We start from the raw sequence: 22,809 nt of genomic DNA, 5'->3' as shown, positions 1-22,809 counted from the left end.
GCTACGCGCCCAGTTCCGCGAGCACCTCGTCGGTCGTCACCACGTCGCCGTACTTCGCGGCGATGTCGAAGAGGTTCGCGCGGTGGGGTTCCGCCGCCCGGTCGCCGACCGCGTCGCGGGGGACGATCGTCCGGTAGCCGTGCTGGAGGCTGTCGACGGCCGTCGCCCGGACGCAGCCGCTGGTCGTGACGCCCGCGACGACCAGCGTGTCCGCGCCCGCGGTCGTCAGCTCCGTCGAGAGGTCGGTGCCGAAGAAGGCGCTCGCGTACTTCTTCAGGATCACGCGCTCGCCCTCCCGCGGCGCGATGCGCTCGTCCACGCGGACGGCGTCGGTGCCGAGCCGGAGCTCGCGCAGCGCGGGGACCTTCTCGACGAACACCCCCGCGTCGCCGTAGGACTCCTCGTAGGCGACCGTCGTGAAGTACCGCGGCAGGTCGCGCTCGCGGAACGCCGCGAGGAGGCGACCGGTCGACTCGACCACCGAATCGACGTTCGATCCGAGGTTCGTCTCGGGGTCCGTGAACGCCTCGATGAGGTCGACGACGACGAGCGCGGGGCGCTCGCCGAAGCCCACGTCGCGGCCGAACGCCCGGCGGTCGTAGACGTCCCGGGTCTCGGCGTCCGGTGCGTCCTCCATCGTCTCACTCGCGGCGGGCGTCGAACGCCCGTCGCTCCTCCGCGATCTGTTCGGCCAGCGTCTCCTCGTCGGGGAGCGGTCCGAAGTCGAACCCCGGGAGCTCCTCGCGCTCGCCGCGCAGTCGGGCGCGGAGCGATTCGGTCTCGTCGGCGACGGCCGCGCCGTCGCCCACCGCGACGCCGTACTCCTCGCGGGCGGCGTCCGCGCTGATCAGCCCGCGCTCGACCTCCCGGGCGACGAGGTCGGGGTCGCGCTCCAAGGGGTCTCTGAGACCGCCGCCGCCCGCCGTCTCGAAGACGAGCCTGTCGCCCGCTCGCACGGGGACGTTCTCGACCTTGGAGGGGAGTTCCTCCTCGGTCCCGTCGGTGCGAAGCAGCCGCTTTCGCGACGGCTGGGCGTGGCTCCCCCCGTCGACGCCGTAGGGATAGGTGACCGCGCGGTCGTCCTGGAACGTGATCGCGCCGTCCTCCTCGAAGGTGTACACCTTCCTGACGCCGTGGCCCCCGCGGAACTGACCCGCCCCGCCGGTGTCCGCGCGGGCGCTGTACTCCTCGACGGTGAGGGGGTAGTACGCCTCCTGGTACTCGACGGGGACGGTCTTGAACAGCGGCCACCAGGAGTGGCCGTCGAGGCCGTCGCCGCCGGGACGGGCCGGGATGCCGCCGTAGAGGATCTCGAGCAGCTGGAAGTCGTTGCCCTCGGAGTCGGTCCCCGCGTAGACGAGGTTCGGGCTGGTGCCGTAGCTCCCCGCGACGGAGAACTGCTCGCCGAGCGCGTCGGAGAACACCGCCTGGAGGATGTCGAAGTGCCGCGCCATGAGCGTGAGGCGGTTGCCGAGCGCCGCCGGGAACTCCGGCTTCAGCACCGTGCCCTCGGGGATCTCCACGTTGATCCGGTCGTAGAACCCGTCGTTGAACGTCAACTGCGGGTCGAACGCCATGATGAGGAACACCCCGACGAACATCTTGAACATGTTCTCGTTCAGGAGGAAGTTCACCGTCCCCGGCACCTGCTCGTCCGTGCCGGTCCAGTCGATGAACAGCTCGTCGCCCTCCCGGTACAGCTCCATGTGGAGCTTGATCGGGCCGTTACCCCGCCCGTCGTCGTCCGCGAAGTCCTCGAAGACGAACGTCTCGCCCTCCGGGAGCAGGTCGCGGATGAGCCGGGTGACGCCCTCGCGCGTGCGATTCAGGATGGCGTCGCAGGCCTCGAGGTAGGTGTCCTTCCCGAAGCGCGCACAGAGCTCCTGGATGCGCGCCTCGGCGGTCGCGGTGCCCGCGGCGAGCGCCTTGATGTCCGCCTCGGCGTGGGCGGGCAGGCGGGTGTTGTGCTTGAACGTCTCCAACAGCCCCTCGTCGAAGACGCCCCCCCTGTAGAGCTTCGTCGGCGGGAGGCGGACGCCCTCCTCGAAGATCGTCGAGGCGTCGATGGGGATGCTCCCCGGCGTCTTCCCGCCGACGTCCATCAGGTTCCCCCACTGGCTCGAGAACCCGACGAGGTCCCCCTCGTAGAAGATCGGCCGCAGGAGCAGCACGTCCGGCGTGTGTGAGATCGCCCCCTCGCACATGTAGGGGTCGTTCGTGGCGATCACGTCGCCGTCGTTCAGGTCGTCCCAGTCGAACGGCGCGTTGGCGATGATGTCCTCGATGGCGCTGCCGAACTGCCCCATGATCATGCGTCCCTTCCGGTCGGCCATCATGGGGAACTGGTCCGACTGCTCGCGGATCACCGGCGAGATGGCCGTCGTCTCGACGACGCGGTCCATCTCGTAGCGGGTGTTCGCGAGCGTGCTCTCGACGATGTCGAGCGTGGTCTGGTCGATGTCGTGCTCCCCGACGAAGTCCGGTTCGGTACTCATTGTCCCTCACCTCGGGTGATCTCCAGCGATTCGAAGCGATCCACCGTCGCCGCGTGGTCCGGCTGTAGCACCACCGTCGCGTCGTCCTCGACGACGATCGCCGGGCCGTCGATCACGTTCCCCGGCGCGAGCGCCCCCCGCTCGTAGACCGGCGTGTCGTGGTACTCGTCATTGAAGTACACCTCGTGGGTGGCGACCCGCGCCCGGGAGGGATCCTCGCCGCCGATCTCGCGGGCCTCGAGGTCCACTCCCTCGATCGTACCGCGGCCGATGACCCGGAGGGTGGCGATCTCGAGCGGCGCGTCGAGCGAGAAGTCGAACTGCCGCTCGTGGCGAGCCTCGAACGCCGCCTTCAACCCCTCGATCCCCGGGCCGTTCACGAGGTCGTCGGTGTCGACGGGGATGGACATCTGGATGTCCTGGCGGAAGTACCGGCAGTCGGCGAAGTAGTCGAAGCGGTGATCCGCCTCCTCGACGCCCTCCGAGCGGAGCCAGTCCGCGGCCTCAGTCTCGAGGGTGTCGAGCGCGTCCCGCAGGTCTCGCCCGCCCACGTCGCGTTCGGTCCTGAGGTACGTCTCCGAGAACTCGTTCTGGATGTCGCTGGTGAGGAAGCCGAACGCGGACATGACCCCCGGGGCGGGCGGGACGATCAGCGGGTAGGAGCCGATGAGGTCCGCGAGCGCGTTGGCGTGCATCGGTCCCGCGCCGCCGAAGGCGACGAGGCCGAACTCGCGGGGGTCGTACCCGCGCTCGACGCTCACCACGCGCAGCGCGCCGTACATGTTCTCGTTGACGAGGTCGAGGACGGCCTGCGCTGCCTCCTCGACGGTCGAGCCGCGCTCCTCGGCGACGCTCTCGATGGCAGTCCGGGCCGCCTCGCGGTCGAGTTCGAGGTCGCCGCCGAGCTTCACCGACGGCGGGATGCGCCCGAGGACGACGTTCGCGTCCGTGACGGTCGGATCGGTGCCGCCGCGTCCGTAGCAGGCGGGGCCGGGATCCGCCCCGGCGCTGTCGGGGCCGACGACGAGCGAGCCGTTGATCTGGACGCGCGCGATGGAGCCGCCTCCCGCGCCGACCGTGTTGACGTCGACGGCCCGCGACTTGAACTCGCGGTAGCCGACCCTGGTCTGTCTCGTCGTCGAGGGCTGACCGTCCTCGACGAGGCTCACGTCGGTCGAGGTGCCGCCCATGTCGAGCGTGAGGACGTTCGGGACGCCCTTGCGCTCCGCGATCGTCGCGGCCCCGACGACGCCCCCGCTCGGCCCGGAGAGCGCGAGTTCCACGGGGCGGCGCTTGGCCGCGTCGGTGGACATGATCCCGCCGTCCGAGCGGACCACGTTCAGCGCGGCCGAGGACCCGGACTCCCGGAGTTCCGCGTCGAGGTCGTCGAGGTAGCGGATCACCTGCGGGCGGGCGTAGTCGTTGATGACGGTCGTGAGGGTGCGCTCGTACTCGCCGTACTCCGTGACAATCTCGGAGGAGACCGAGACGGGGAGGTCGGGGTACTCCGCCTCGACGACCTCCCGTACCCGGCGCTCCTGCTCGGGGTTGAGATATGAGTTGAGCAGGGCGACGGTGAGCGCCTCGACGCCCGAGTCGACGAGGTCGGCCGCGGCCGCCCGCACCTGGTCCGGGTCGACCGGGGTCGCGACCTCGCCGTCGGGCGCACTCACCCGGGCGTCGAGGCCGCGCGTGTCGACGAGGTCGGCGAGCGGTTCCGGCTTCTCCATCGCCATCCAGCCGTAGAGCGGGCCGGGCGTCCAGGCGCGCGCGAGGTGGAGGATCTGTTCGTGCCCCCTCGTCGTGAGCAGGCCGACGCGCGCGCCGGTCTCCTCCAGGAGCATGTTCGTGACGACGGTCGTCCCGTGGAAGACGAGGCCGAGTTCGTCCATGCGGGCGTCCGCCTTCCCCATCGCCGCCTCGACGCCACTGAGAACCCCTCGCGAGGGATTCTCGGGCGTCGAGAGTACCTTGTCGATGGTGAGCGCGTTCGTGACCTCGTCGAAGACGAGCACGTCAGTGAAGGTGCCGCCCACGTCGACACCGAGATTGTAAGTCATTGTCTCACTCTCGGGTGGACCTCCGTCCGACCGGGGCTAAGGGTTCACCCTTCGCAGGTTGGCTGTTTATGTCACTACCACCGCGTGCGGCCGTCCGTCTCGTCGAGAAGCTGGGTGAGGAGCGTCCCCTCGGCCTTCCGCAGGTGTTCGAGGAACGTCGGGCGGCTGATGCCGAGGTCGGCGGCGAGTTCCTCGCTCGTGACCTCCCGGGGCCACTGGAAGTAGCCCGCCTCGAGCGCCGTCTCGATCACCTCGCGCTGGCGCGTCGTGAGCGCCGAGGTCGCGCCGCCGAACTCCGTCAGCTGTCCCAGCGTGACGAGCCCGATGGAGCGGAACTCCTCGATGATCGCCTTCAGGTCCTCCCGCTGGAAGACGAGGACGTGGTAGACGCGCTGTCGCGGACCGATGCGGTTCACGCGACGGAGGACGCCGTGGTTCTTCGAGACGGCGGCGTACGCGCCGCAGGAGTGCTTGGTGACCAGCAGCGCCTCGCCGTCGAGGCGCTGGACGTGGTGGACGGCGTCGGCGTCGGAGAGGCGGTCGTACCACGATCCGGCGCGCTCCCCGGCGTGCAGGACGAACGTGACGTTGTGGTCGTGTAGCTCCTCGATCTCGATGTCGAGCGGCGCGTCCACCTCGCGCGCGAGGTCGGTGAGCACGCACTCCTTCTCCTGCTGTAAGTGTAGTTCGGCTTGATACACGGCCGGCCCCCTCGTTGGAGGGCATAGGGGAGTCCGTCAGTATAAGTATACTGTCGGCCGTGCCCGCTTCCGAAGCTCGGCGCACGGCGTATCGAGGTTCGGCAGGGACGTACAGCCGGCAGTATACACTGTCGTCCGAGGGGCCGGCCGTCAGGCGAACTCGCGGCGCGCCAGTTCGACCGCCTCCTCCGTGTCGAGCGGTCCCTCGGCGGCGAGGCGGTCGAGGTAGACGGCGACCGTCTCGTCGTCCGTCGGCGCGCCGGCCCGACCGAGTAGCTGGCGCGCGCCCGACCGCCCCGTCCCGGCTCCGAAGACGAGCCGGCGCTCGCCGCCGAAGTCGCCGGGGTCGAACGGTTCGAACGCGCGCGGCTCGCGCAGCATCGCGGCGGTGTGGATGCCGGACTCGTGCTCCGTCACCTCGGAGCCGAGGATCGCCTTCCGCGGCGGGATCGACTCGCCAAGCGCGTCGAGCACCTCGCGGCAGGCGGGGACGAGTTCCGAGGCGGTGACGCCGAACGACTCCCCGTGCTCGACGACGCCCGCGACGACGACCTCCTCCAGCGCGGGGTTGCCCGCGCGCTCGCCCAGCGAGGCGACCGACACGTCGGCCTTGCCGACGCCGGCCTCGTGGGCCGCGAGCGCGTTCGCCGTCGCGCAGCCGAGGTCGTCGTGGAGGTGGACGCCCGCACGCGAGAGGTCGACGTCGGCCGCGAGCGCGTCGAGGTCGCCGCGGAGCGAGGCGGGCGTCCGCGCGCCGACCGTGTCCGCGAGGGTGATCATCGGCACGTCGGCGTAGCGGTCGAACGCCTCGAGCAGGTGCTCGCGCTCCGTGCGGAAGGCGTCGACGAGCGTGAGGTGGGGCGTCGCGCCGCCGTCACGCACCCGGTCTATGGCGGCGTCGAACTGCTCGAACATCGACCCGCGGGAGGTCCCGAGGGCGTACTCCAGTTGGAGGTCGGAGACGGGACCGAACACCTCGATCACGTCGGCCTCGGCGTCGAGCGCGGCGTCCACGTCGCCCGACACGGCCCGCGCCAGGGCGACGACGTCCGCCTCGCACTCGGCGGCGAGTTCCCCGATCACCTGCACGTCCTTCTCGCCGGTGACCGGGAAGCCGGCCTGGATCGCGTCCACGCCGAGGCGGTCGAGCGCGCGTCCGGCCCGCACCTTCGCCTCGGCGGCGTACTCGCGGCCGGGCATCTGGTCGCCCTCGCGCAGCGTGACGTCGGCGAGGTACATCAGACGATCCCCCGGTCGCGGAGGTCCGCGTACGTCGCCTCGTCGAGTCCAAGCTCCCCCAGGAACACCTCCTCGTTGTGTTCGCCGTGGCCCGCCCCGGCGTGTTCGACCGCGCCCGGCGTGCGCGAGAACTTCGGGACCGTCGCGGCGGTCTTCAGGGGGCCGACGTCCGGGTCGTCCACCTCCACGATGTCCCCGCGGGCGGCGTACTGCTCGTCCTCGAAGATGTCGGCGATGTCGTAGACGGGGCCGACGATGGCGTCCGCGGCCTCCATGCGCTCTATGGCCGCCGCCGTGGTGCGCTCGCGCGTCCACGACTCGATGATCGCGTCGAGCGCTTCGGCGTTCTCGACGCGCCGGTCGTTGGTGGCGAAGCGCTCGTCCTCGACGATGTCCGGGCGGTCGATGGCCTCGGCGACGCGCTCGAAGGTCCGCTGGTTCGAGGCCGAGAGCGTCATGTAGCCGTCCTCCGTCTCGTAGACGTTCCGCGGGGCGGCGTTCGGGTGGCGGTTGCCGGTGCGCTCGGCGACGAGCCCCTGCCTGTCGTACGCCTCGACGTCGCCGACGAACAGCCGGAAGAGCGGTTCGTAGAGGCTCACGTCCACCACCTGCCCCTCGCCGCTGCCGCCCCGGCCGATCTCGCGCTCGAACAGCGCGAACATCGTCGCCTGCACGGCGAAGGTGGCCGCCGTGAGGTCGGCGAGCGAGATCGGCGGGAGTAGCGGCTCGCGGTCGGGAAAGCCGTTGGCGTGGGCGAACCCGGAGATGCCCTCCGCGACCGTCCCGAACCCCGGTTTCTCCGAGCGCGGGCCGGTCTGACCGTACCCCGACAGCCGGACGATCACCAGCTCGGGGTTGTGCTCGTGAAGCGTCTCGGGGCCGAGATCCCACCGCTCGATGGTGCCCGGCCTGAAGTTCTCGAAGAACACGTCGGCGTCGGCGATCATGTCGAGCAGGAGCTCGCGGCCCTCCCCGGTGTTCAGGTCGAGCGTGACGCAGCGCTTGTTGCGGCCGATCGACTTCCACCAGAGGGAGGTCTCGCCCTCGAACGGCGGCCACTCGCGCAGCGGGTCGCGATACTCGGGGTGTTCGACGAACACCACGTCCGCACCGAAGTCCGCCAGCTGCGTCGTCGCGAACCCGCCGCTTATCATCCCGGAACAGTCGACGATTCGGAGCCCGTCGAGCGGACCCGCTCGTGTGCGCGCCTCGACCATTGTGAATCACCCCGCCCGACCCGGACGGGATACGGTAACAGGACGGAGGGGTTGAAAGTAGCTTGCTCCGTCGCTGGTAGGCCGTTTAAGTCGCCCGCGCGACGCCGACGGCGTGCCGGTGGTATTAATACCTCGGCGTGTGCGGTTCACGTCATGACCGGACGACCCCTCGACGTGCTCGAAGAGTCCCTGGGGAACGACGTCACCGTCCACCTGAAGGGCGGTGAGGTCTTCAGCGGCGAGCTCACGGGCTATGACCAGCACATGAACCTCGTCATCGAGGAGGAGGAAGACATAACGATTATACGCGGCGATAACGTCGTCTCGATCACTCCATGACTGGCGCAGGAACCCCCTCGCAAGGGAAGAAGAACAAGACGACGCACGTGAAGTGCCGGCGCTGCGGGAAGAAGTCCTACCACGTGAAGAAGAAGGTCTGCTCGTCGTGCGGCTTCGGCAAGTCCGCCAAGCGCCGCGAGTACGCATGGCAGTCGAAGGCCGGCGAGTGACTTCTCCCACGACTGAAGTCGTAGGCTTTCTCCTCGATTTCGTGTAATCGATCCGTTCTGCGACTCGAGGTCCCTCGCGTAGCGGTCGCACCGGCACGCGTTCGCCGAGTCCGCTCCGTCCGCCCCGACGCCGATGGACACGTCACGCCCCGCGAGCGTCGACTCGGGGGAGACGGGACCGTCGCCCCGGACGACGCGCGATCGTCACCCCAATTGATGCACATTTGTGTATATTTTCCGCGCGAGGGACCCGTCCGAACACCAAGACGGTGGAGTTTTTATCCTCCGCCGTCCGAGCAACGACCATGACCGCAGGGTGGACGGAGGGGCCGACGGAGAAGTGCGGGGTCGTCGGCGTCTCCCTCGCCGACCGCGACGCCGCCCGACCGCTCTACTACGCGCTCTACGCGCTCCAGCACCGCGGCCAGGAGTCGGCGGGGATCGTCACCCACGACGGCTTCCAGCAGTACGACCACGTCGGCATGGGGCTCGTCGGCGACGCCTTCGCGGAGGCCGACCTCGACGGCCTCCGCGGTCGGGTGGGCATCGGCCACGTGCGCTACCCGACGGCGGGGAGCGTCGACAGCTCCTGCGCCCAGCCGTTCTCCGTCTCGTTCAAGAGCGGATCGCTCGGCCTCTCGCACAACGGCAACCTCGTCAACGCCGAGGAGGTCCGCGACGACCTCGAGGGGCTGGGCCACGCGTTCACCTCCGACGGCGACACCGAGGTGATCGCCCACGACCTCGCGCGGAACCTGCTCGACGGCGACCTCATCCGCGCCGTCAGGCGCACCATGGACCGCGTCCACGGCTCGTACGCGCTGACCATCATGCACGACGACACCGTCGTCGGCCTGCGCGACCCGGAGGGGAACCGCCCGCTCTGTCTCGGGAGGCTGGACGACGGCTACGTGCTGGCCTCCGAGTCGGCCGCCATCGACGTGCTCGACGGCGAACTGATCCGCGACGTGCGCCCCGGCGAGCTCGTCGTCCTCGAACCCGACGGCTCGGGCTATGAGACCTACCGGCTCGTCGAGCGCGAGCGCACGGCCCACTGCTTCTTCGAGCACGTCTACTTCGCCAGGCCGGACTCGGTCATCGACGGCGAGCTCGTCTACGAGGTGCGCCGCGAACTCGGCCGCCTGCTCTGGGAGGAGTCCGGCATCGAGACGGACGTGGTGATGCCCGTCCCCGACTCCGGGCGGGCGTTCGCCTCGGGATACGCGGAGGCCGCGAGCGAGGCGCGAGGCGACGCGGACGACGCCGACGGGGACGGAGCGGACATCGAGTTCGCGGAAGGGCTGATGAAGAACCGCTACGTCGGCCGGACGTTCATCATGCCGACGCAGGACGCCCGGGAGCGCGCCGTCAAGCTCAAGCTGAACCCCATCCGCTCGACCGTCGAGGGGCGGACGGTGACGCTCGTCGACGACAGCATCGTCCGCGGGACCACCTCCGATCAGCTGGTCGAACTCCTCTACGAGGCGGGCGCGGAGGAGGTCCACATGCGTATCGGCGCGCCGCCCATCGTCGCGCCCTGCTACATGGGCATCAACATGGCCACGCGGGAGGAACTCATCGCCTCGGAACGGACCGTCGAGGAGATCCGCGAGCGCATCGACGCCGACAGCCTCGCCTACCTCTCGATCGACGCCGTCGCGGAGGCGCTCTCCCGCTCGCGCGCCGACCTCTGTCTCGGCTGCGTCACCGGCGAGTACCCCTACGACATCGACGGCGAGGCGACCGACCGCGACGTGAACCGTCCGGTCGTCGGGGACGAGGCCGCCGGCGCGGACGACTGATCACCGGTCGGCGCGCTCGACCGGGAGGAACCGCACCGACCACCCCCTATCGGCGTCGTCGTACTCCACCGCGTACTCGCCCTCCGGGATCGCCTCGCCGTCGAAGACGGCCAGCGTCCGGCCGCCGAGTCGGGCCACGACGGCGCGGTCGCCCTCCTCGCCCTCCTCAGATCCCTCTCCGACCTCCAGCGATCCGGAGCGGACCGCCTCCAGCGCGCCCCGGTAGTCCGCGAGCCCCGCGCCGTCTCGCGGCTGATCCGGGATGTCGCGCGCGCTCGCCTCGAAGGCGCGCATCACGGTGACGGGCGGCGTCTCGCCGCACAGCGAGAGGAGCTTCGCCACCATCCCGGCCACCTCCGGCGACGCGAACGACGTGCCGGAGGCCTTCACCCACCGTCCGGGGAGGTCGGTCCCGAGGGCCGTGCCCGTCGCCTGCGCGAGGCGGTTGTCCTTCCCGATGGCCGTGACGTCCGGATTGTCGCCCTCCGGGTTGTACGAGGAGAACTCGGCCATGCGGCCGTCGACGGTGCAGGCCCCCACGCTGAACGCGCGATCGGCGGTCGCCGGGCTCCCGGACCGCTCGCCCGTGTTCCCCGCGGCGACGACGTCGCGCACGCCCTTCTCGACGAGCGCGTCGTGGACGCGGTCGAGGTTCGGCGAGCGCCTCCGGCCCCCCCACGACATGTTCACCACGTCGTAGCGCCCCACGTTCGCGTGGAGCCACTCGTAGGCCCGGAGGACGACGTTCGTCGCCGTCTGCCCCTCCCCGCCGAAGATTCGGAGCGAGACGATGTCGGCCTCGGGCGCGAGGAGGGCGACCTGCCCCGCGACGGCCGTCCCGTGTCCCACGGCGTCGCCCGACCCGTCGCCCGTCACGTCCACCTCGCGGATCGTGACGTCGTCGAAGACCGGGTGGCTCGCGTCGATCCCGGAGTCCATCACGACGACGGTGACGCCCGCGCCGGTCCCCTCGCCCGCCGGGACGCGGTGCAACCGGCGCACGTCCTCGATCGTCGCCACGTCGTCGGGCTCCTCGCTCACGAACGCCGGCTCGTAGAGCGGTTCGACGGTCATCGGCTCCTCGACGCCGACGACCCGCGCGTCGTCGAGCAGGTCGGCGTCGTCGGGGACGTCGACGTACGCCGCCGCCTCCACCCCGTCGCCGAAGCAGTACGTTTCGAGCACGGTGCAGTCCTGCCGGTAGAGGAACTCCGGCCGGTTCGAGAGGTATACGAGCACTTTCGCCATGGGTCTCTCCGCGCGACCGCCGAATCGGGTGACCGGCGGTGACGCCGTTAATAATTACTTGGACGCCTAGATGTAAAATACGAACGGTCGCTATCGCCGGTCCGAGAACCGTCGGCTCGCCCCCGTTCGGTCTACCGCTTCACACCGTCCCTAGCGATCGCGGCCGTTCGGCGGCGACTCCCGCGCCTCGCGTTCCCCGTCGGAGGCTATCCCCCGATCGTCCGTCCGATCCGGGTCGTCCGCCGCCTCCGGGAGACGCCGCTCGACCGACAGCAGCGTCAGCCGGTAGAGGAGGTAGGCCGCGCCGACGAACAGCGCCAGATCGAGGAGGTAGAGTTCGAGTATCTCGAGCAGCGAGAGTTCGCTGAGCACGAGTCCCTCGGCGACCAGCAGGAAGCCGAGCGTGATCGAGAGGATGACGACCGGGGCGAAGATCACCAGGAGCAGGATCGCGATGGTCTTGCCCCGACGGACGGCCTCGGGTTGTCGCATGTCCGACCCTTCGGCACCCGACCTAAAGGGTTGTTCCCATTCGCGTTCGCGCCCCCCGATTCGCGGCGATCTCGCGCGATCCCGCAGCCCGGACGATCCGAACAGCGGGTATTCTCCTGTTCACGGTGGAGACGGGATTCGAACTCCTCTCGCCCGCTGCGCTCGCTCGAACGTTCGAATCCGATCGTTCCACGAAAACCTCGCGATACGATCCCGGTTCGGACGAGCCGAACCGCGGGTGTCGACCCTATCACCGTGGGGATGGGGTTCGAACCGCGCCGAGACGTGCTCTCTTCGGTGCGCGCGCCTCGTCCGATTCGAACCCATCGTGTACAGTCTACCGCCGTTCGCCCAGCGCCACGCACGAAGCCTCGTGCGTGCCATGGCCGACGTTCCGTAGGACGGTGGGGATGGGATTCGAACCCATGAGGCCGTAGGCCACCTGTTTTCAAGACAGGCGCGTTAGTCCACTCCGCCACCCCACCTCGATGGGAAGTTCGATCGCTCCGTCCTAAGACCTATCGATCATCTCTCCAGTCGGGGTTCGTCGTCCGCGACCACGGTCAGCCCGGTCTCGTCCAGGGCGGCGGTCGTCCGCTCGGGGACGATCCGGCCGGCGCGCTGGCGGGCGCGGAGCAGCGTCAGGGCGTCCGCGAGGTCCTCGCCGGTCTCGATCACGGGCAGCATCGGGAGGTAGTCCACCTCGTGGCCGACGTCGAGCGCGCGGTCGGTGAGCGTCTCTATCGCCGGGCTGGCGTACGCGTCGGCGTAGTCGATGGTCCCGGCGAACCCGGCGTAGTACACCCGGCCGCGCGTCGTAGGGCCGAGGACGACCTCGCTCCGCCGGAGTTTCATCGCCGCGTTGTCGACGTGCGATCGCGCGAGGAAGGCGGCGCTCGGTTCGACCACGGCGACGGTGGTGACGCCCTCCCGGTCGAGCAGGTGCGTCGCCGTGTTCCCCGCTCGCCCCGCGAACGTCTGCCCGACCTGCACTTCGAAGCGCGCCTCGTCGGGGCGCTTCAACGCGCCGCGGACGACGGCCCGCACCTCCGCCTCGGCGCTCGCCTCACCGTCGGCGAACGACCCGGGCAGCGACTCGTCGGGACGGTAGTTGACGAGCAACTCCCCGCCGCTCGACTCGACCGCCCGGACGACGTCGCCCAGCATCGCGGCGTAGAGGTCGCTGACCTCCTCGGCGGTCAGCGGCGACGTCTCGACGAGCGACGACAGCACGAGACCGGGGCGCGGCGGGTCACAGAGGACGGCGACGGTGGTCATACCTAGGGGTGCGGAATCGGATGGCTTTATGCCCGCGGATCCGAACCGACCGGTATGAACTGGTCACGTCCGGTCGGTGCGCTCGCCGTCGTCGTCGTCATCGGCGCGGCCGTCGGCTCGCTCCTGTCGCTCGGAGCGCTCTTCGCCGGCGAGTACGTCACTTCGGCGGTCGCCGTCCTCGTCCTCGTCGCGGTCGCCGTCGTCCTGATGAGCGCGCTCGGCGCGCGGTCCTCGCGCCTGCTCCGGAACCCCTACTGGTAACCCGGTCACCGAAGGACCCGACAGCCCGGTAGTCACCGGCGTCATCGCCATCGTGGGTCGCACCGTTCCCGAAATCCGATAACCGGGTCTCGGTATTATGCCGCTACCAGTCCATCTCACGGTCGGTGATACCAGTGTACGACACGATACTCGTCCCGACCGACGGGAGCAATGGGGCGCGGGTCGCCGTCGAGGAGGCGTTCGACCTCGCCGAGATCCACGACGCGACGGTCCACGTCCTCTACGTGGTCGAACTCGTCTACACCTACGACTTCGACCCCGGCCGCCTGCTCGAGCAACTCCGGGCCCAGGGGGAACGCTCGACGCGGGAGATCGCCGACGCGGGCGAGGAGCGCGGCCTCGACGTCGTCACGGCCGTCGAGCGGGGGACGCCCCACGAGGTCATCGTGAACTACGCCGACGAGCACGGCGTCGACCTCGTCGTGATGGGCACCCACGGCCGCCGGGGCGTCCGGCGGGCGCTGCTCGGAAGCGTCACGGAGCGCGTGCTCCGGACGGCGGACGTCTCCGTGCTCGTGACGCGGCGGGCGGACGACGAGGCGGCGGTGGACGCCGCCTAGGTCGCGTCGGTCCCCTCCCCGCGTTCCCCTCGTTCGCGCTCGCGGAGCTTCCGTCGCTGGATCTTCCCGGTCGTCGTCTGTGGGAGTTCGCTCACGAACTCGATCTCGCGGGGGTACTCGTACTTCGCCAGGCGGTCGCGCACAAGGGCCTGCAGCTCCGCCCGGAGGTCGTCGTCGGGCGTCGCGCCGGCCGCCGGCTGGACGAACGCCTTGATCACCTCGCCGCGCGTCTCGTCGGGGACGCCGACGACGCCGACCTGTCCGACCGCCTCGTGGTCGAGCAACGCGCTCTCGACCTCCCCCGGGCCGACGCGGTACCCGGCGGTGATGATGACGTCGTCGTCGCGCGCCTTGAACCAGACGTAGCCGTCCTCGTCGCGGGAGCCGAGGTCGCCCGTCAGGTGCCACTCGCCCGCCCGCGCGGCGGCGGTCCGTTCCGGCAGGTTCCAGTACTCCCGGAACACCACCGGGTCGCCCTCCCGCCGCACGGCGATCTCGCCGACCTCCCCGGTCGGGACCTCCTCGCCCGTCTCGGGATCGACGATCGCCACGTCGTGGCCGGGGACGGGCTTCCCCATGCTCCCCGGACGGGCCTCGAACCAGCCGCGGCAGTTGCAGACGAGCAGGTTCGCCTCGGTCTGCCCGTAGAGTTCGTTCACCACCACGCCGTCCGACTCGCCCGACGAGGGGGGCGAACCGCCCGCTCCCCCGCCCCCGCCGAGTGCCGCGTCGGCCCAGTCGAGGATCTCCGGGGTGAGCGGCTCGCCGCCGGAGCAGATCGCGCGCAGCGAGAGGTCATAGCGGTCGGCCGGGTCGTCCACGTCCATCATCATCCGGATGGCGGTCGGCGGGACGAACGCCCCGGTCACGTCGAACTCCTCCAGGATCGAGAACGCCTCCTCGGGGTCGAACTTCCCCATCGGAGAGCCGACGACGGCCTGGCCGTAGTGCCAGGCCGGAAAGACGAGGTCCCCGAGCGCGCCGATCCACGCCCAGTCGGCGGGCGTCCAGTACGTCCCCGCGAGGTCGCGCTCGAAGTACATCGCGAACGCGGGGCAGTGGCCGACCCAGACGCCGTGGCCGTGGAGGACGCCCTTCGGCGGGCCGGTCGATCCGCTCGTGTACATCACGATGGCCGGCGTGTCGATGTCGGTCTCCGCCAGGGCGAAGTCGTCCGGCTGGCCGTCGCGGACGGCGTCGAACGCGAGCGCTCCCTCCGTCGCGTCCGTCCCGCCCCCGCCCTTCCCGCCGTCGACGGCCTCGACGACGTGTTCGAGCGCGTCGCAGTCGGCCGCCGCGGCGAGCACCGTCCCGGTCCGGTCGGGATCGGCCACGACCGCCTTCGCGCCGCTGTCGTCGAGGCGGTAGCGCAGGGCGTCCTCGCCGAACAGGACGGAGAGCGGCAGCGACACCGCCCCGATCTTCCAGCAGGCGAGGTGCGTGAGGACGTTCTCCGGGCGCTGGGAGAGGACGACCGCGACGCGGTCGTCCCGCTCGACGCCGAGGTCGGAGAGCCCGTGGGCCAACCGGTTCGACAGCCGATCGAGGTCGTCGAAGGTGTACGTCTCGCGGCGGCCGTCGGGGTACCCCTGGTAGAGCGCCGGCGCGTCCGCGTCGTCGTGCTTTCTGAGCAGGTCGTGCGCGAGGTTGTAGTCGTCCGGGAGGTCCCAGGCGAACGCCTCCCGCGCCGCTTCGTACGTGTCGTAGTCGAGTGATACGTGCCAGGCCATGTGTGGATTCGCGGTCAGTGTCGGTTCGCGGTCGAGTCGAGGCCCGCCTCAGATGAAGGCGAACCGTGGCGTTTCGACCTCGCACTCGACGTGTGATAACCCTTCGCACGCGTCGAGGCGTTCGAGGAGGTCGGTCTGTCCGTCGCCGTCCGCGGTGTTCGAGAGCGTCCACGACTCCCGCCCGCCCTCTCCTTCCCACTCCAGGGTGAGCCGGGCGCGACGGGTCGGCGTGCCGGCCCGGAGGCGGATCGTTCGGAGGTCGGCGAGCGGGACGGCGACGTTCCGGTCCGCGAGTTCGAGCGCCTCCGCGGGCGTGCAGTCGTCGAGGAGGCGGCGGGTTCGCTCGCCCACGTCCGCGCGGAGGAGCATCGACCGGAACGACTCGCCGGCGAAGCACAGGACGAGTCGTTCGTCGGTCACCAGCACCTCCCAGAACTCGAGGGAGTTCGGCCGCTGGCGGAGCCAGCGGGTGAAGCGACCGAGGCGTCGTTCTCCGGTAGAACCGGTCGTCATCGTCACCGCTCCATGAGCGCGGCGATGTCCGCCGGCACGCGGCTCCCGCTCTGCGTCGCGAGCGATCCGACGACGAACAGGACGATCGCGACGAGCAGCGCCACCACCCCGACCGGGAGGCCGACGAACAGCGAGCCGTAGAGGCCGCGGATCGCCTCCGACAGCCAGCTCAGACCGATCTCGTCGGCGATCCGCGGGACGGCGCTGAACAGCAGGTTCACGGCCATGCCGCCGACGGCGGCGAGGATCGCGCCCCACTTCGTCGCGCCCTTCCAGTTCATGCCGAGCGCCGCGACGGGGAAGATGGCGGCGGCGAAGAAGCCCCAGCCGATCGTCCCGAGGATGCCGACGAGTTCGCTCGAGTAGAACACCACCAGCGTGGAGGTGACGGTGAGGAAGACGAGCGCCGCCTGCGTGACGCGCAGTTCGACGCGGTCGTCCTCGATGGCCGATCCGAACGCGCGCGGGAGGTCCCGCGAGATGGCCGCCGCGCCGATGTTGAGAAACGAGTCACTCGTCGACATGATGGCCGCGAGCAGCGCCGCGAGGATGAGCCCCGCGACGACGCCGGGGGTGTACTCCAGCACGAACAGCGGGCCGACTATCGACGCGCTCGCGGGTTCGGCGACGGTTCCCGCCTCGACCATCGAGCGCATCGACAGGCCCGTCGAGAACGCGAGCAGGCTCGAGACGGCGTAGGAGACGGCCGCGATCGGCGCGCCCCACCGGAGGATCTTCAGGTTGCGGCTCATGTAGAACTTCGTGATGAGGTGGGGCTGGCCGGCCGACCCGACCGAGAAGAGGATCCACCAGCCGAGTGCGGTGAAGATGACGGCCGCGCTCGACGCCTCGGGCGCGCCGAGCGCCCCGAACGGGGAGATGAGCGCCGGGTCGGCGCTGGCGAGGTTGCGGGAGATGTTCTCCATCCCGCCGCCGAAGGAGACGGCGAAGAAGAACACGAGCACCGCGCCGACGATCATCGTGATCGCCTGCACGAAGTCCGTCCAGACGCCGGCGATCATCCCGCCGAGCATGCTGTAGAGCAGGAGGATGAGCGCGCCGACGAACAGCCCGACGGTCACGTCGATGCCGAAGATGGCGCGCATGACGTACTGGAGCGCCGCGAGGTTGGTCGCGAGGTAGGCGATGACGCCCACGATCACCGCGAGCCCGGTCAGCCCGCGAACCGCGTCGCTCTCGTAGCGGACGTACATCCCGTCCGCGAGCGTCAGCACGTTACGGAGGTCGGCGAGGATGCGCATGCGCTTCGCGAGGACGACCCACGTCAGCAGGAACCCGATGGGGGCGGTGAAGAAGATCCACAGCGCGGTCGAGCCGCCCGCGTAGATCAGCTCCGGTCCGCCGACGAACCCGAACCCCGACTGGATGACGGAGAAGGCGGTGAGCGCGAGCACCCACGTCCCGATGGACTTGCCGGTGATGAGGAAGTCGCTCGTGCTGTCGGTCTGCAGGTACCCCCAGACGCCGATGGCGAGCACGATCAGCATGTACGCCGTCCCGAAGATGAGGACGTAGGGGCTGTCCGCGATCGGGATCTCCTGCAGTGGCAGCGAGGACGCGCCGGGCGTCGGCGTCACTCCTCCTCACCCCCGCTCTCGCCCCCGTCGGTGTGACGCGCGCCGCTCCCCACCGCGGGCTGTTCGGGGGAGAGCGGGAACGCCTCGCGCGACTGAGCCGTCCGCGCCTCGGCCATGATCTCGTCGACCACGTCGTCGCCCCCGATCCGCGGGAACAGCACGGAGTAGTACACCGCGCCGACGAGCGGGAGGAGCCAGATGAAGACGACGTACGCGAGCGTCGACTGCGGCAGGCCGAGCGCGTACGCGTACTCCGTCTGTCCGGGCGTCCAGAGCAACCAGATGGCGCTTAACCCGACGACGAACGTCCCGAGCACCCAGCCGAGCAGGAGCGTGTAGGGACCGAGGTCGAACTCCCGACCCGCGCGCTCTATCGACGACGCGCCGACGACGCCGACGATGAGCAGCGCGGCGAGATACGAGAAGAGCCGGTACTCCCCGATCACGGCCGTGCCGAGCAGGCCGAGCGCGACGAGGCACAGGCCGATCATGTACGCGTTCCGTGGCATACCCTAACAGCCTGTACGGAGCGCAATAATGGGCGAGGTTAACATGTGAACCGACCCCGGCCGCGTACCCGGTTACCGCCCGCGCCGCCCCTTCGTCTGTCGGTAGTCGCGTCCCAGTAGTTCGCCGAGGTGTGCGACGAACTCGTCGCGCCGGTCGTCGTCCGGGTCGGGGTGGAGGGGGACGAGTTCGAACCCCCGCCCTCGAACCGTAGTCGCGTGCTCGGCCTCGACGTCGAAGTCGCCGGGATCGCGCGTCGTGTACTCCGTCGCCAGCGCCTCGCAGACGCGCTGGCCGACGGGGACGATGATCTCCGGGTTGATCATCCGGATCTCGGCGGTGAGGTAGCCGTCGCAGGCGAGCACCTCGGCGTCGGTCGGGCCGCGCTCGGGGTGACGACAACGAGTGAGGTAGGTGAGATAGGCGTTCTCGACGCGCACGTCGCCGTCGGATCGCTCCACGAACCCGACCCGTTCGAGCACGTCGAGGACGGGCGTGCCGTCGAACGGGACCCCCGACGCGTCCGCCTCGGGACCGGGCATCTCGCCGACGACCAGGAACTCCGCGTCCACCGGGCCGTAGCCGTGGACCACTCGCTCGCGCGTCCCGCACAGTTCCGGACAGTTCGTGCACGTCTCGTCCATCCCGAAGGGGTTCACGAGGGTGTCCTGCTCCGCGTCCATTGGCGGGTGGTGGGCGCGGAGACAGGTAAAAGCATCAAACGACGATTTGACCGCAGACAAAGCACTTATCCGACAAGTATGACGTGGCGGTATGAAGCGGAGACGGGTCCTCGCGCTCCTCGGCGGTAGCGTCGCGGCGTTGTCCGGGTGTTCGGGGGACGAATCGGAGACGCCGCCGGTGACCCCGGCCGACGTGCCGGGCGGGAACGGGACGAACGACGGCGACGGCCCGAACGGCGAGGTGACGCCTCCCCCCGGCGACTGGACCGTCGTCGACCTCCGGACGGTTCGACGGACGCTCGCGCTCCCGACGCCGTGGTACGCGGCCGACGACGCCGAGGTTCGCGTCTGGTTCGCAGGGACGGCGACCGCGGACCACCCCGCGACGATCCGCGCGACGCTGACGAACCGGATGCAGGGACCGAACACGATCGCCCTGCGCGACCTCCCGCCCTTCGGCGACCCCTACAGCGCGCCGCCCGACGCCGGCATCGATCGTCCATACCGGGACGCGCTGGCGTTCGCCCCGACCGAGCGTACCGACCTCGCCGAGGCGATCCCGGGGGTTGAACGTACCGCCGAGGGCTACTGGCGGCTCCCGGAGACGGGCACGTGGCTCCCGGAGACGCTCGAACTGGGTTCCGGGGAGACCGTCGCCGGCGAGTTCGTCCTCGTCCGTCACCCGGAGGCGAGGGGGTACCCGACGGGCTGCTACGAGTGGCGGTCCGGCGAGACGCGCTTCACCGTCGCCGCGTGGGACACCGGCGCGCCCGGTCCGGACGAGACCTCGCGGTTCGCGGGCGAGTCCGTCCCATCCCTCCCCGACGCGTCGTCCGTCGCGTGGTTCCACGAGGCCGGCGGGACGACGCCGGCGTTCCTCGAACCGAGCGCCGAGCGCGTCGAAGCGCCCGCTCGCGTCGGCTTCACGCTGTACAATCACAGCGGCGACGAGATGGGCGGTAACCGCCACGACTGGCGGTTATTCAAACTCGTGGACGGGGAGTGGTTCCACGTGGTCCCCTGGGCGATCCCGGTACCGTACACGACGCTTCCCCCTGGCGGCACCGAGGAGTGGACGATCCGCGCGTTCTCGGGGCGCGCCGCACCCTGTGACGACGGTATCGACGTCGGCTACCTCGGCGGCGGTCGCTACGCCTTCCGGGTCGCCCTCTCTCGGGAGAGCGACGGCGAGAGCGATGACGATGGCGAGGGCGTCCACGCCGCGCTGTTCGACCTCGACGCGCCCGCGATCGAGGTGACGCCGACCGACGACGTGCGCGCGGCGCGCGACGGCGAGCGCGTCGTCGTCACGTCACCGCGGCATCGCGCGGAGGGCGAGCACCGGCGCCCCGCGACGCTGACACTGACGCGAACGGACGCCGACGCCGACGAGCGCCTCGTCCCCGAGCAGGTGATGCGCCGTCGGCTGCGCGGTCTGCGGAACGCGCTGGCGGGCGTCGAGGCGGGCGTCGAGACGGTCGTCCTGCGGACCGACGAGCGGACGGCGGAGCGAGCCGTCGACTACGACGCGGATTCGCGGACCGTCGAGTTCGAGGGGGACACGTACCGGGTGACCGTCTCGCGGGGGCAGTGAACGAGTGGACGGCGCGGGGAGCGTCGCCCGAACGACCGGCGGTCGACGACCGATCGATCGTCCCGGAGCGGACGGTTCGACGACCCGACTACTCCTCGCGCTCCTCGTTCAGGGGGCTGCTCGGGTGGTAGTCGGTGTCGTACTCTCCGGGGCGGTCGTCGAGTCGGTCGGGGTTGATCCGCCCGCCGAGCAGCATGAAGTCGAGGATCGTGAGGTTGAGCATCGCCTCCACGACCGGGACCCCGCGCGGCGGGAGGACGGGGTCGTGGCGGCCGATGACCTGCACCCGCTTCTCCTCGCCGGTCTCCCAGTCGACCGTGGTCTGCTCCTTCGGGATGGAGGTGGGCGCGTGGAGCGTCACCTCGCCGTAGATCGGCTCGCCGGTGGTGATGCCGCCCTGGATGCCGCCGTGGTCGTTGCCGACGGGGACGGGGTCGCCGTCGGTATCCAGTGTCCAGTCCTCGTTGCGCTCGTGACCGGAGACCGAGCGCGCCCCGCGCCCGAGGCCGAACTCGAAGGCCGTGGCGGCCGGGACGGCCATCATCGCCGCCCCGAGGCGGGCGGGGACGGAGTCGAACCGCGGCGCGCCCAGCCCCCGGGGGACGCCGCGGGCCTCGAAGTAGATCGACCCGCCGATGGAGTCGCCCTCCCCCTGGTAGCGCTCGATGACCTCGAGCATCTCCTCGGCCGTCTCGGGGTCGGCACAGCGCACGGGGTTCTCCTCGGTGTGTTCGAGCATCCCCTCGAAGGATACCTCGGGGGCGCGCACGTCGCCGATCTGGTTGACGTGGGCCTTCACCCGCACGCCGAAGCGATCGAGCACCTTCCCCGCGATCGCGCCGGCGGCGACCCAGTTGACGGTCTCCCGCGCGCTGGAGCGACCGCCGCCGCCCCAGTTGCGCGTGCCGAACTTCGCCGAGTAGGTGAAGTCGCCGTGGCTGGGTCGCGGCGCGGTGACGAAGGGCTCGTACTTGCCCGAGCGGGCGTCCTTGTTCTGGATGACCATCCCGATCGGCGTGCCGGTGGTGTACCCGTCCTGGATACCCGACTGGATCTCGACGGCGTCGGGTTCGTCCCGCGAGGTGGTGATCATCGACTGGCCGGGCTTGCGTCGGTCGAGTTCGCGCTGGACGTCCTCCGCCGAGAGCTCGAGGCCCGCCGGACAGCCGGAGACGGTGACGCCCATGGCGGGGCCGTGGCTCTCCCCGTAGGTCGTGACCCGGAAGAGCCGCCCGAACTGGTTCCCGTTCATGTCCCCGGGTTGGGACGCTCGCATTTAGCTTTTGATAGCGACCCCGCGAACGGAGCCTACGCGTCCGAAGATGGGACGAGTTCGGGGGGCTGCTCCGCGACGTCGGCCGCCCTCCGTGCGGCTACCGCTCCCCGAACTCACTCCTCCGGACAGCTCTCGACGAACTGCCCGGCGACGGCGAGGATCTCCTCGGCGGACTTCGCGTCGTCGAACGCCGCCGGGAAGGGGACGTCGCCGTTGAGGAAGTTGAGGAACGACGCGTGGCGCGCCTCGACGGTCGCGATGGTCGCGCTGGCCGTCGTGAGGTCGGGGCTCTCGATCAGCGCGAGCGCCCCGTCGTACGCCGCGACGCCGGTGTTCTCGAGCGCCTGGGCGACCGTCAGGTACTCGCCGACGCTCTCGACGCCGAAGTCGTAGGTGCACTCGGGCACCGGCTCGCCGCCAAGCGCCCGGATTATCTTCGTCAGCGCCTCGACGTGCGTCGACTCGTGCTCTCCGACCTTCCTCACGAAGTCGTATGACGCGCGCTTCTCCCAGGCGTTGAAGTTCTGCAGCGCCTCGGAGTTGACGAACTCCTCCTTGCTGACGTCGTTCAGGAACTCCCGGTAGAACACGTCCTCCAGGTGCTCCAGCGTGAGGGCGTAGTTGAGCACGTCCACGTCCGTTCCCATCTCGTGGACGGTCGGCGTTCCGTTCCGCTTCCCGGCGGTTCCGGTACCGTTTGCCGTCCCGTTCCCGCTCGCGTTACCGTCGCCGCTCGCCTGCGTGAGCGGGCTGAGTCCCAGCGCGCCGGCACCGACCACCGCCGTGCCGGCGAGGAAGGTCCGGCGCGACGGACCCCGCCCCCGGACCTCGTCGATCACTCGCCTGACGTCCGCACTCGAACGCTCGCTGTCTGAACCGTTGGTTTTTTCGTTCATTTCGAACACGTTCCGGCAGCACACGCCGTGGTGTGGTACCGTTCTAACCGAGGTACGACCCTCGTCATGAACGTTTTTCGAGATTACACCGAATTCCGGCCTAAGTAGCTCGAAACGTCGCGACGGTGC

The 22,809-nt window shown here is 70.1% G+C and carries 22 protein-coding genes and 1 tRNA gene; 6 read left to right on the top strand and 17 right to left on the bottom strand.

The window, feature by feature from the left end; translation table 11 throughout:
* Position 1: 1 nt before the first annotated feature.
* The 6 genes from P1K31_RS02025 to P1K31_RS02000 form a co-directional block, all read right to left on the bottom strand.
* On the bottom strand, positions 2-637 hold the full coding sequence (locus tag P1K31_RS02025) for an isochorismatase family protein (RefSeq protein WP_276304607.1): 636 nt from the start codon (positions 635-637) through the stop codon (positions 2-4).
* 4 nt (positions 638-641) lie between these two features.
* On the bottom strand, positions 642-2,495 hold the full coding sequence (locus tag P1K31_RS02020) for a hydantoinase B/oxoprolinase family protein (RefSeq protein ID WP_276304606.1): 1,854 nt from the start codon (positions 2,493-2,495) through the stop codon (positions 642-644).
* On the bottom strand, positions 2,492-4,555 hold the full coding sequence (locus P1K31_RS02015; RefSeq protein WP_276304605.1) for a hydantoinase/oxoprolinase family protein: 2,064 nt from the start codon (positions 4,553-4,555) through the stop codon (positions 2,492-2,494). The genes P1K31_RS02020 and P1K31_RS02015 overlap by 4 nt, the downstream gene beginning before the upstream one ends.
* 74 nt (positions 4,556-4,629) lie before the next feature.
* Positions 4,630-5,256 (bottom strand): helix-turn-helix domain-containing protein, encoded by a 627-nt coding sequence (locus P1K31_RS02010; protein ID WP_276304604.1) that lies wholly within the window; start codon positions 5,254-5,256, stop codon positions 4,630-4,632.
* Positions 5,257-5,406: 150 nt separating this feature from the next.
* Positions 5,407-6,495, bottom strand: coding sequence for a LeuA family protein (locus P1K31_RS02005; protein ID WP_276304603.1), 1,089 nt, complete (start codon positions 6,493-6,495; stop codon positions 5,407-5,409).
* Entirely contained in the window at positions 6,495-7,712 is a 1,218-nt protein-coding gene (locus P1K31_RS02000; RefSeq protein WP_276304602.1) for a CaiB/BaiF CoA transferase family protein, read from the bottom strand. The genes P1K31_RS02005 and P1K31_RS02000 overlap by 1 nt, the downstream gene beginning before the upstream one ends.
* A 153-nt stretch (positions 7,713-7,865) precedes the next feature.
* On the opposite strand from P1K31_RS02000, the gene P1K31_RS01995 reads away from it, so the two are divergent.
* From P1K31_RS01995 to purF, 3 genes are all read left to right on the top strand, one after another.
* Positions 7,866-8,051 (top strand): LSM domain-containing protein, encoded by a 186-nt coding sequence (locus P1K31_RS01995; RefSeq protein ID WP_276304601.1) that lies wholly within the window; start codon positions 7,866-7,868, stop codon positions 8,049-8,051.
* A complete protein-coding gene (locus P1K31_RS01990; RefSeq protein ID WP_254545241.1) occupies positions 8,048-8,221 on the top strand; it encodes a 50S ribosomal protein L37e in 174 nt (57 codons plus the stop codon). Before P1K31_RS01995 ends, P1K31_RS01990 begins: the two co-directional genes overlap by 4 nt.
* Before the next feature lie 305 nt (positions 8,222-8,526).
* The gene (gene purF / locus P1K31_RS01985) at positions 8,527-10,023 is read left to right on the top strand and encodes an amidophosphoribosyltransferase (RefSeq protein WP_276304600.1); all 1,497 of its coding nucleotides are present in this window, start codon (positions 8,527-8,529) and stop codon (positions 10,021-10,023) included.
* On the opposite strand, the gene P1K31_RS01980 is transcribed toward purF, so the two are convergent.
* The 4 genes from P1K31_RS01980 to P1K31_RS01965 form a co-directional block, all read right to left on the bottom strand.
* Entirely contained in the window at positions 10,024-11,271 is a 1,248-nt protein-coding gene (locus P1K31_RS01980) for a S8 family peptidase (RefSeq protein ID WP_276304599.1), read from the bottom strand.
* A gap of 150 nt (positions 11,272-11,421) precedes the next feature.
* Entirely contained in the window at positions 11,422-11,763 is a 342-nt protein-coding gene (locus tag P1K31_RS01975) for a hypothetical protein (RefSeq protein ID WP_276304598.1), read from the bottom strand.
* A gap of 402 nt (positions 11,764-12,165) precedes the next feature.
* Positions 12,166-12,248 (bottom strand) — tRNA-Ser (locus P1K31_RS01970).
* Between the two features lie 40 nt (positions 12,249-12,288).
* A complete protein-coding gene (locus tag P1K31_RS01965; protein ID WP_276304597.1) occupies positions 12,289-13,041 on the bottom strand; it encodes a hypothetical protein in 753 nt (250 codons plus the stop codon).
* A gap of 54 nt (positions 13,042-13,095) precedes the next feature.
* Here P1K31_RS01965 and P1K31_RS01960 point away from each other — a divergent pair, with 54 nt between their 5' ends.
* Together P1K31_RS01960 and P1K31_RS01955 are read left to right on the top strand one after the other, a co-directional pair.
* On the top strand, positions 13,096-13,302 hold the full coding sequence (locus tag P1K31_RS01960; RefSeq protein WP_276304596.1) for a hypothetical protein: 207 nt from the start codon (positions 13,096-13,098) through the stop codon (positions 13,300-13,302).
* 134 nt (positions 13,303-13,436) lie between these two features.
* Complete coding sequence (locus tag P1K31_RS01955; RefSeq protein WP_276304595.1) at positions 13,437-13,883, top strand: universal stress protein; 447 nt, start codon at positions 13,437-13,439, stop codon at positions 13,881-13,883.
* Here the strand turns inward: P1K31_RS01955 and P1K31_RS01950 are convergent.
* The 5 genes from P1K31_RS01950 to P1K31_RS01930 all read right to left on the bottom strand — a co-directional run bounded on the left by P1K31_RS01950 (position 13,880) and on the right by P1K31_RS01930 (position 18,914).
* On the bottom strand, positions 13,880-15,613 hold the full coding sequence (locus tag P1K31_RS01950) for an AMP-binding protein (protein ID WP_276304594.1): 1,734 nt from the start codon (positions 15,611-15,613) through the stop codon (positions 13,880-13,882). The genes P1K31_RS01955 and P1K31_RS01950 overlap by 4 nt on opposite strands.
* Before the next feature lie 48 nt (positions 15,614-15,661).
* Positions 15,662-16,126, bottom strand: a complete 465-nt coding sequence (locus P1K31_RS01945; RefSeq protein WP_276304593.1) for a hypothetical protein — start codon at positions 16,124-16,126, stop codon at positions 15,662-15,664.
* Between the two features lie 2 nt (positions 16,127-16,128).
* Positions 16,129-17,724 (bottom strand): sodium:solute symporter family transporter, encoded by a 1,596-nt coding sequence (locus P1K31_RS01940; RefSeq protein ID WP_276304592.1) that lies wholly within the window; start codon positions 17,722-17,724, stop codon positions 16,129-16,131.
* Positions 17,721-18,233: a hypothetical protein gene (locus P1K31_RS01935; RefSeq protein WP_276304591.1), complete on the bottom strand. Its 513-nt coding sequence runs from the start codon at positions 18,231-18,233 to the stop codon at positions 17,721-17,723. Before P1K31_RS01935 ends, P1K31_RS01940 begins: the two co-directional genes overlap by 4 nt.
* Positions 18,234-18,305: 72 nt before the next feature.
* Positions 18,306-18,914 (bottom strand): uracil-DNA glycosylase, encoded by a 609-nt coding sequence (locus P1K31_RS01930; protein WP_276304590.1) that lies wholly within the window; start codon positions 18,912-18,914, stop codon positions 18,306-18,308.
* 91 nt (positions 18,915-19,005) lie between these two features.
* Between P1K31_RS01930 and P1K31_RS01925 the strand changes: the two genes are divergently transcribed.
* The gene (locus P1K31_RS01925; protein ID WP_276304589.1) at positions 19,006-20,508 is read left to right on the top strand and encodes a hypothetical protein; all 1,503 of its coding nucleotides are present in this window, start codon (positions 19,006-19,008) and stop codon (positions 20,506-20,508) included.
* A gap of 88 nt (positions 20,509-20,596) precedes the next feature.
* On the opposite strand, the gene aroC is transcribed toward P1K31_RS01925, so the two are convergent.
* Together aroC and P1K31_RS01915 are read right to left on the bottom strand one after the other, a co-directional pair.
* Entirely contained in the window at positions 20,597-21,760 is a 1,164-nt protein-coding gene (gene aroC, locus P1K31_RS01920) for a chorismate synthase (protein WP_276304588.1), read from the bottom strand.
* A gap of 137 nt (positions 21,761-21,897) precedes the next feature.
* A complete protein-coding gene (locus P1K31_RS01915; RefSeq protein ID WP_276304587.1) occupies positions 21,898-22,623 on the bottom strand; it encodes a ferritin-like domain-containing protein in 726 nt (241 codons plus the stop codon).
* Positions 22,624-22,809 lie beyond the last annotated feature (186 nt).

This window comes from Halomarina halobia, assembly GCF_029338575.1.
GTDB classification, from domain to species: Archaea; Halobacteriota; Halobacteria; order Halobacteriales; family Haloarculaceae; genus Halomarina; species Halomarina halobia.
The sequence above is the reverse complement of the archived record's forward strand: the minus strand, read 5'-3'. Positions and strand labels throughout refer to the sequence as shown.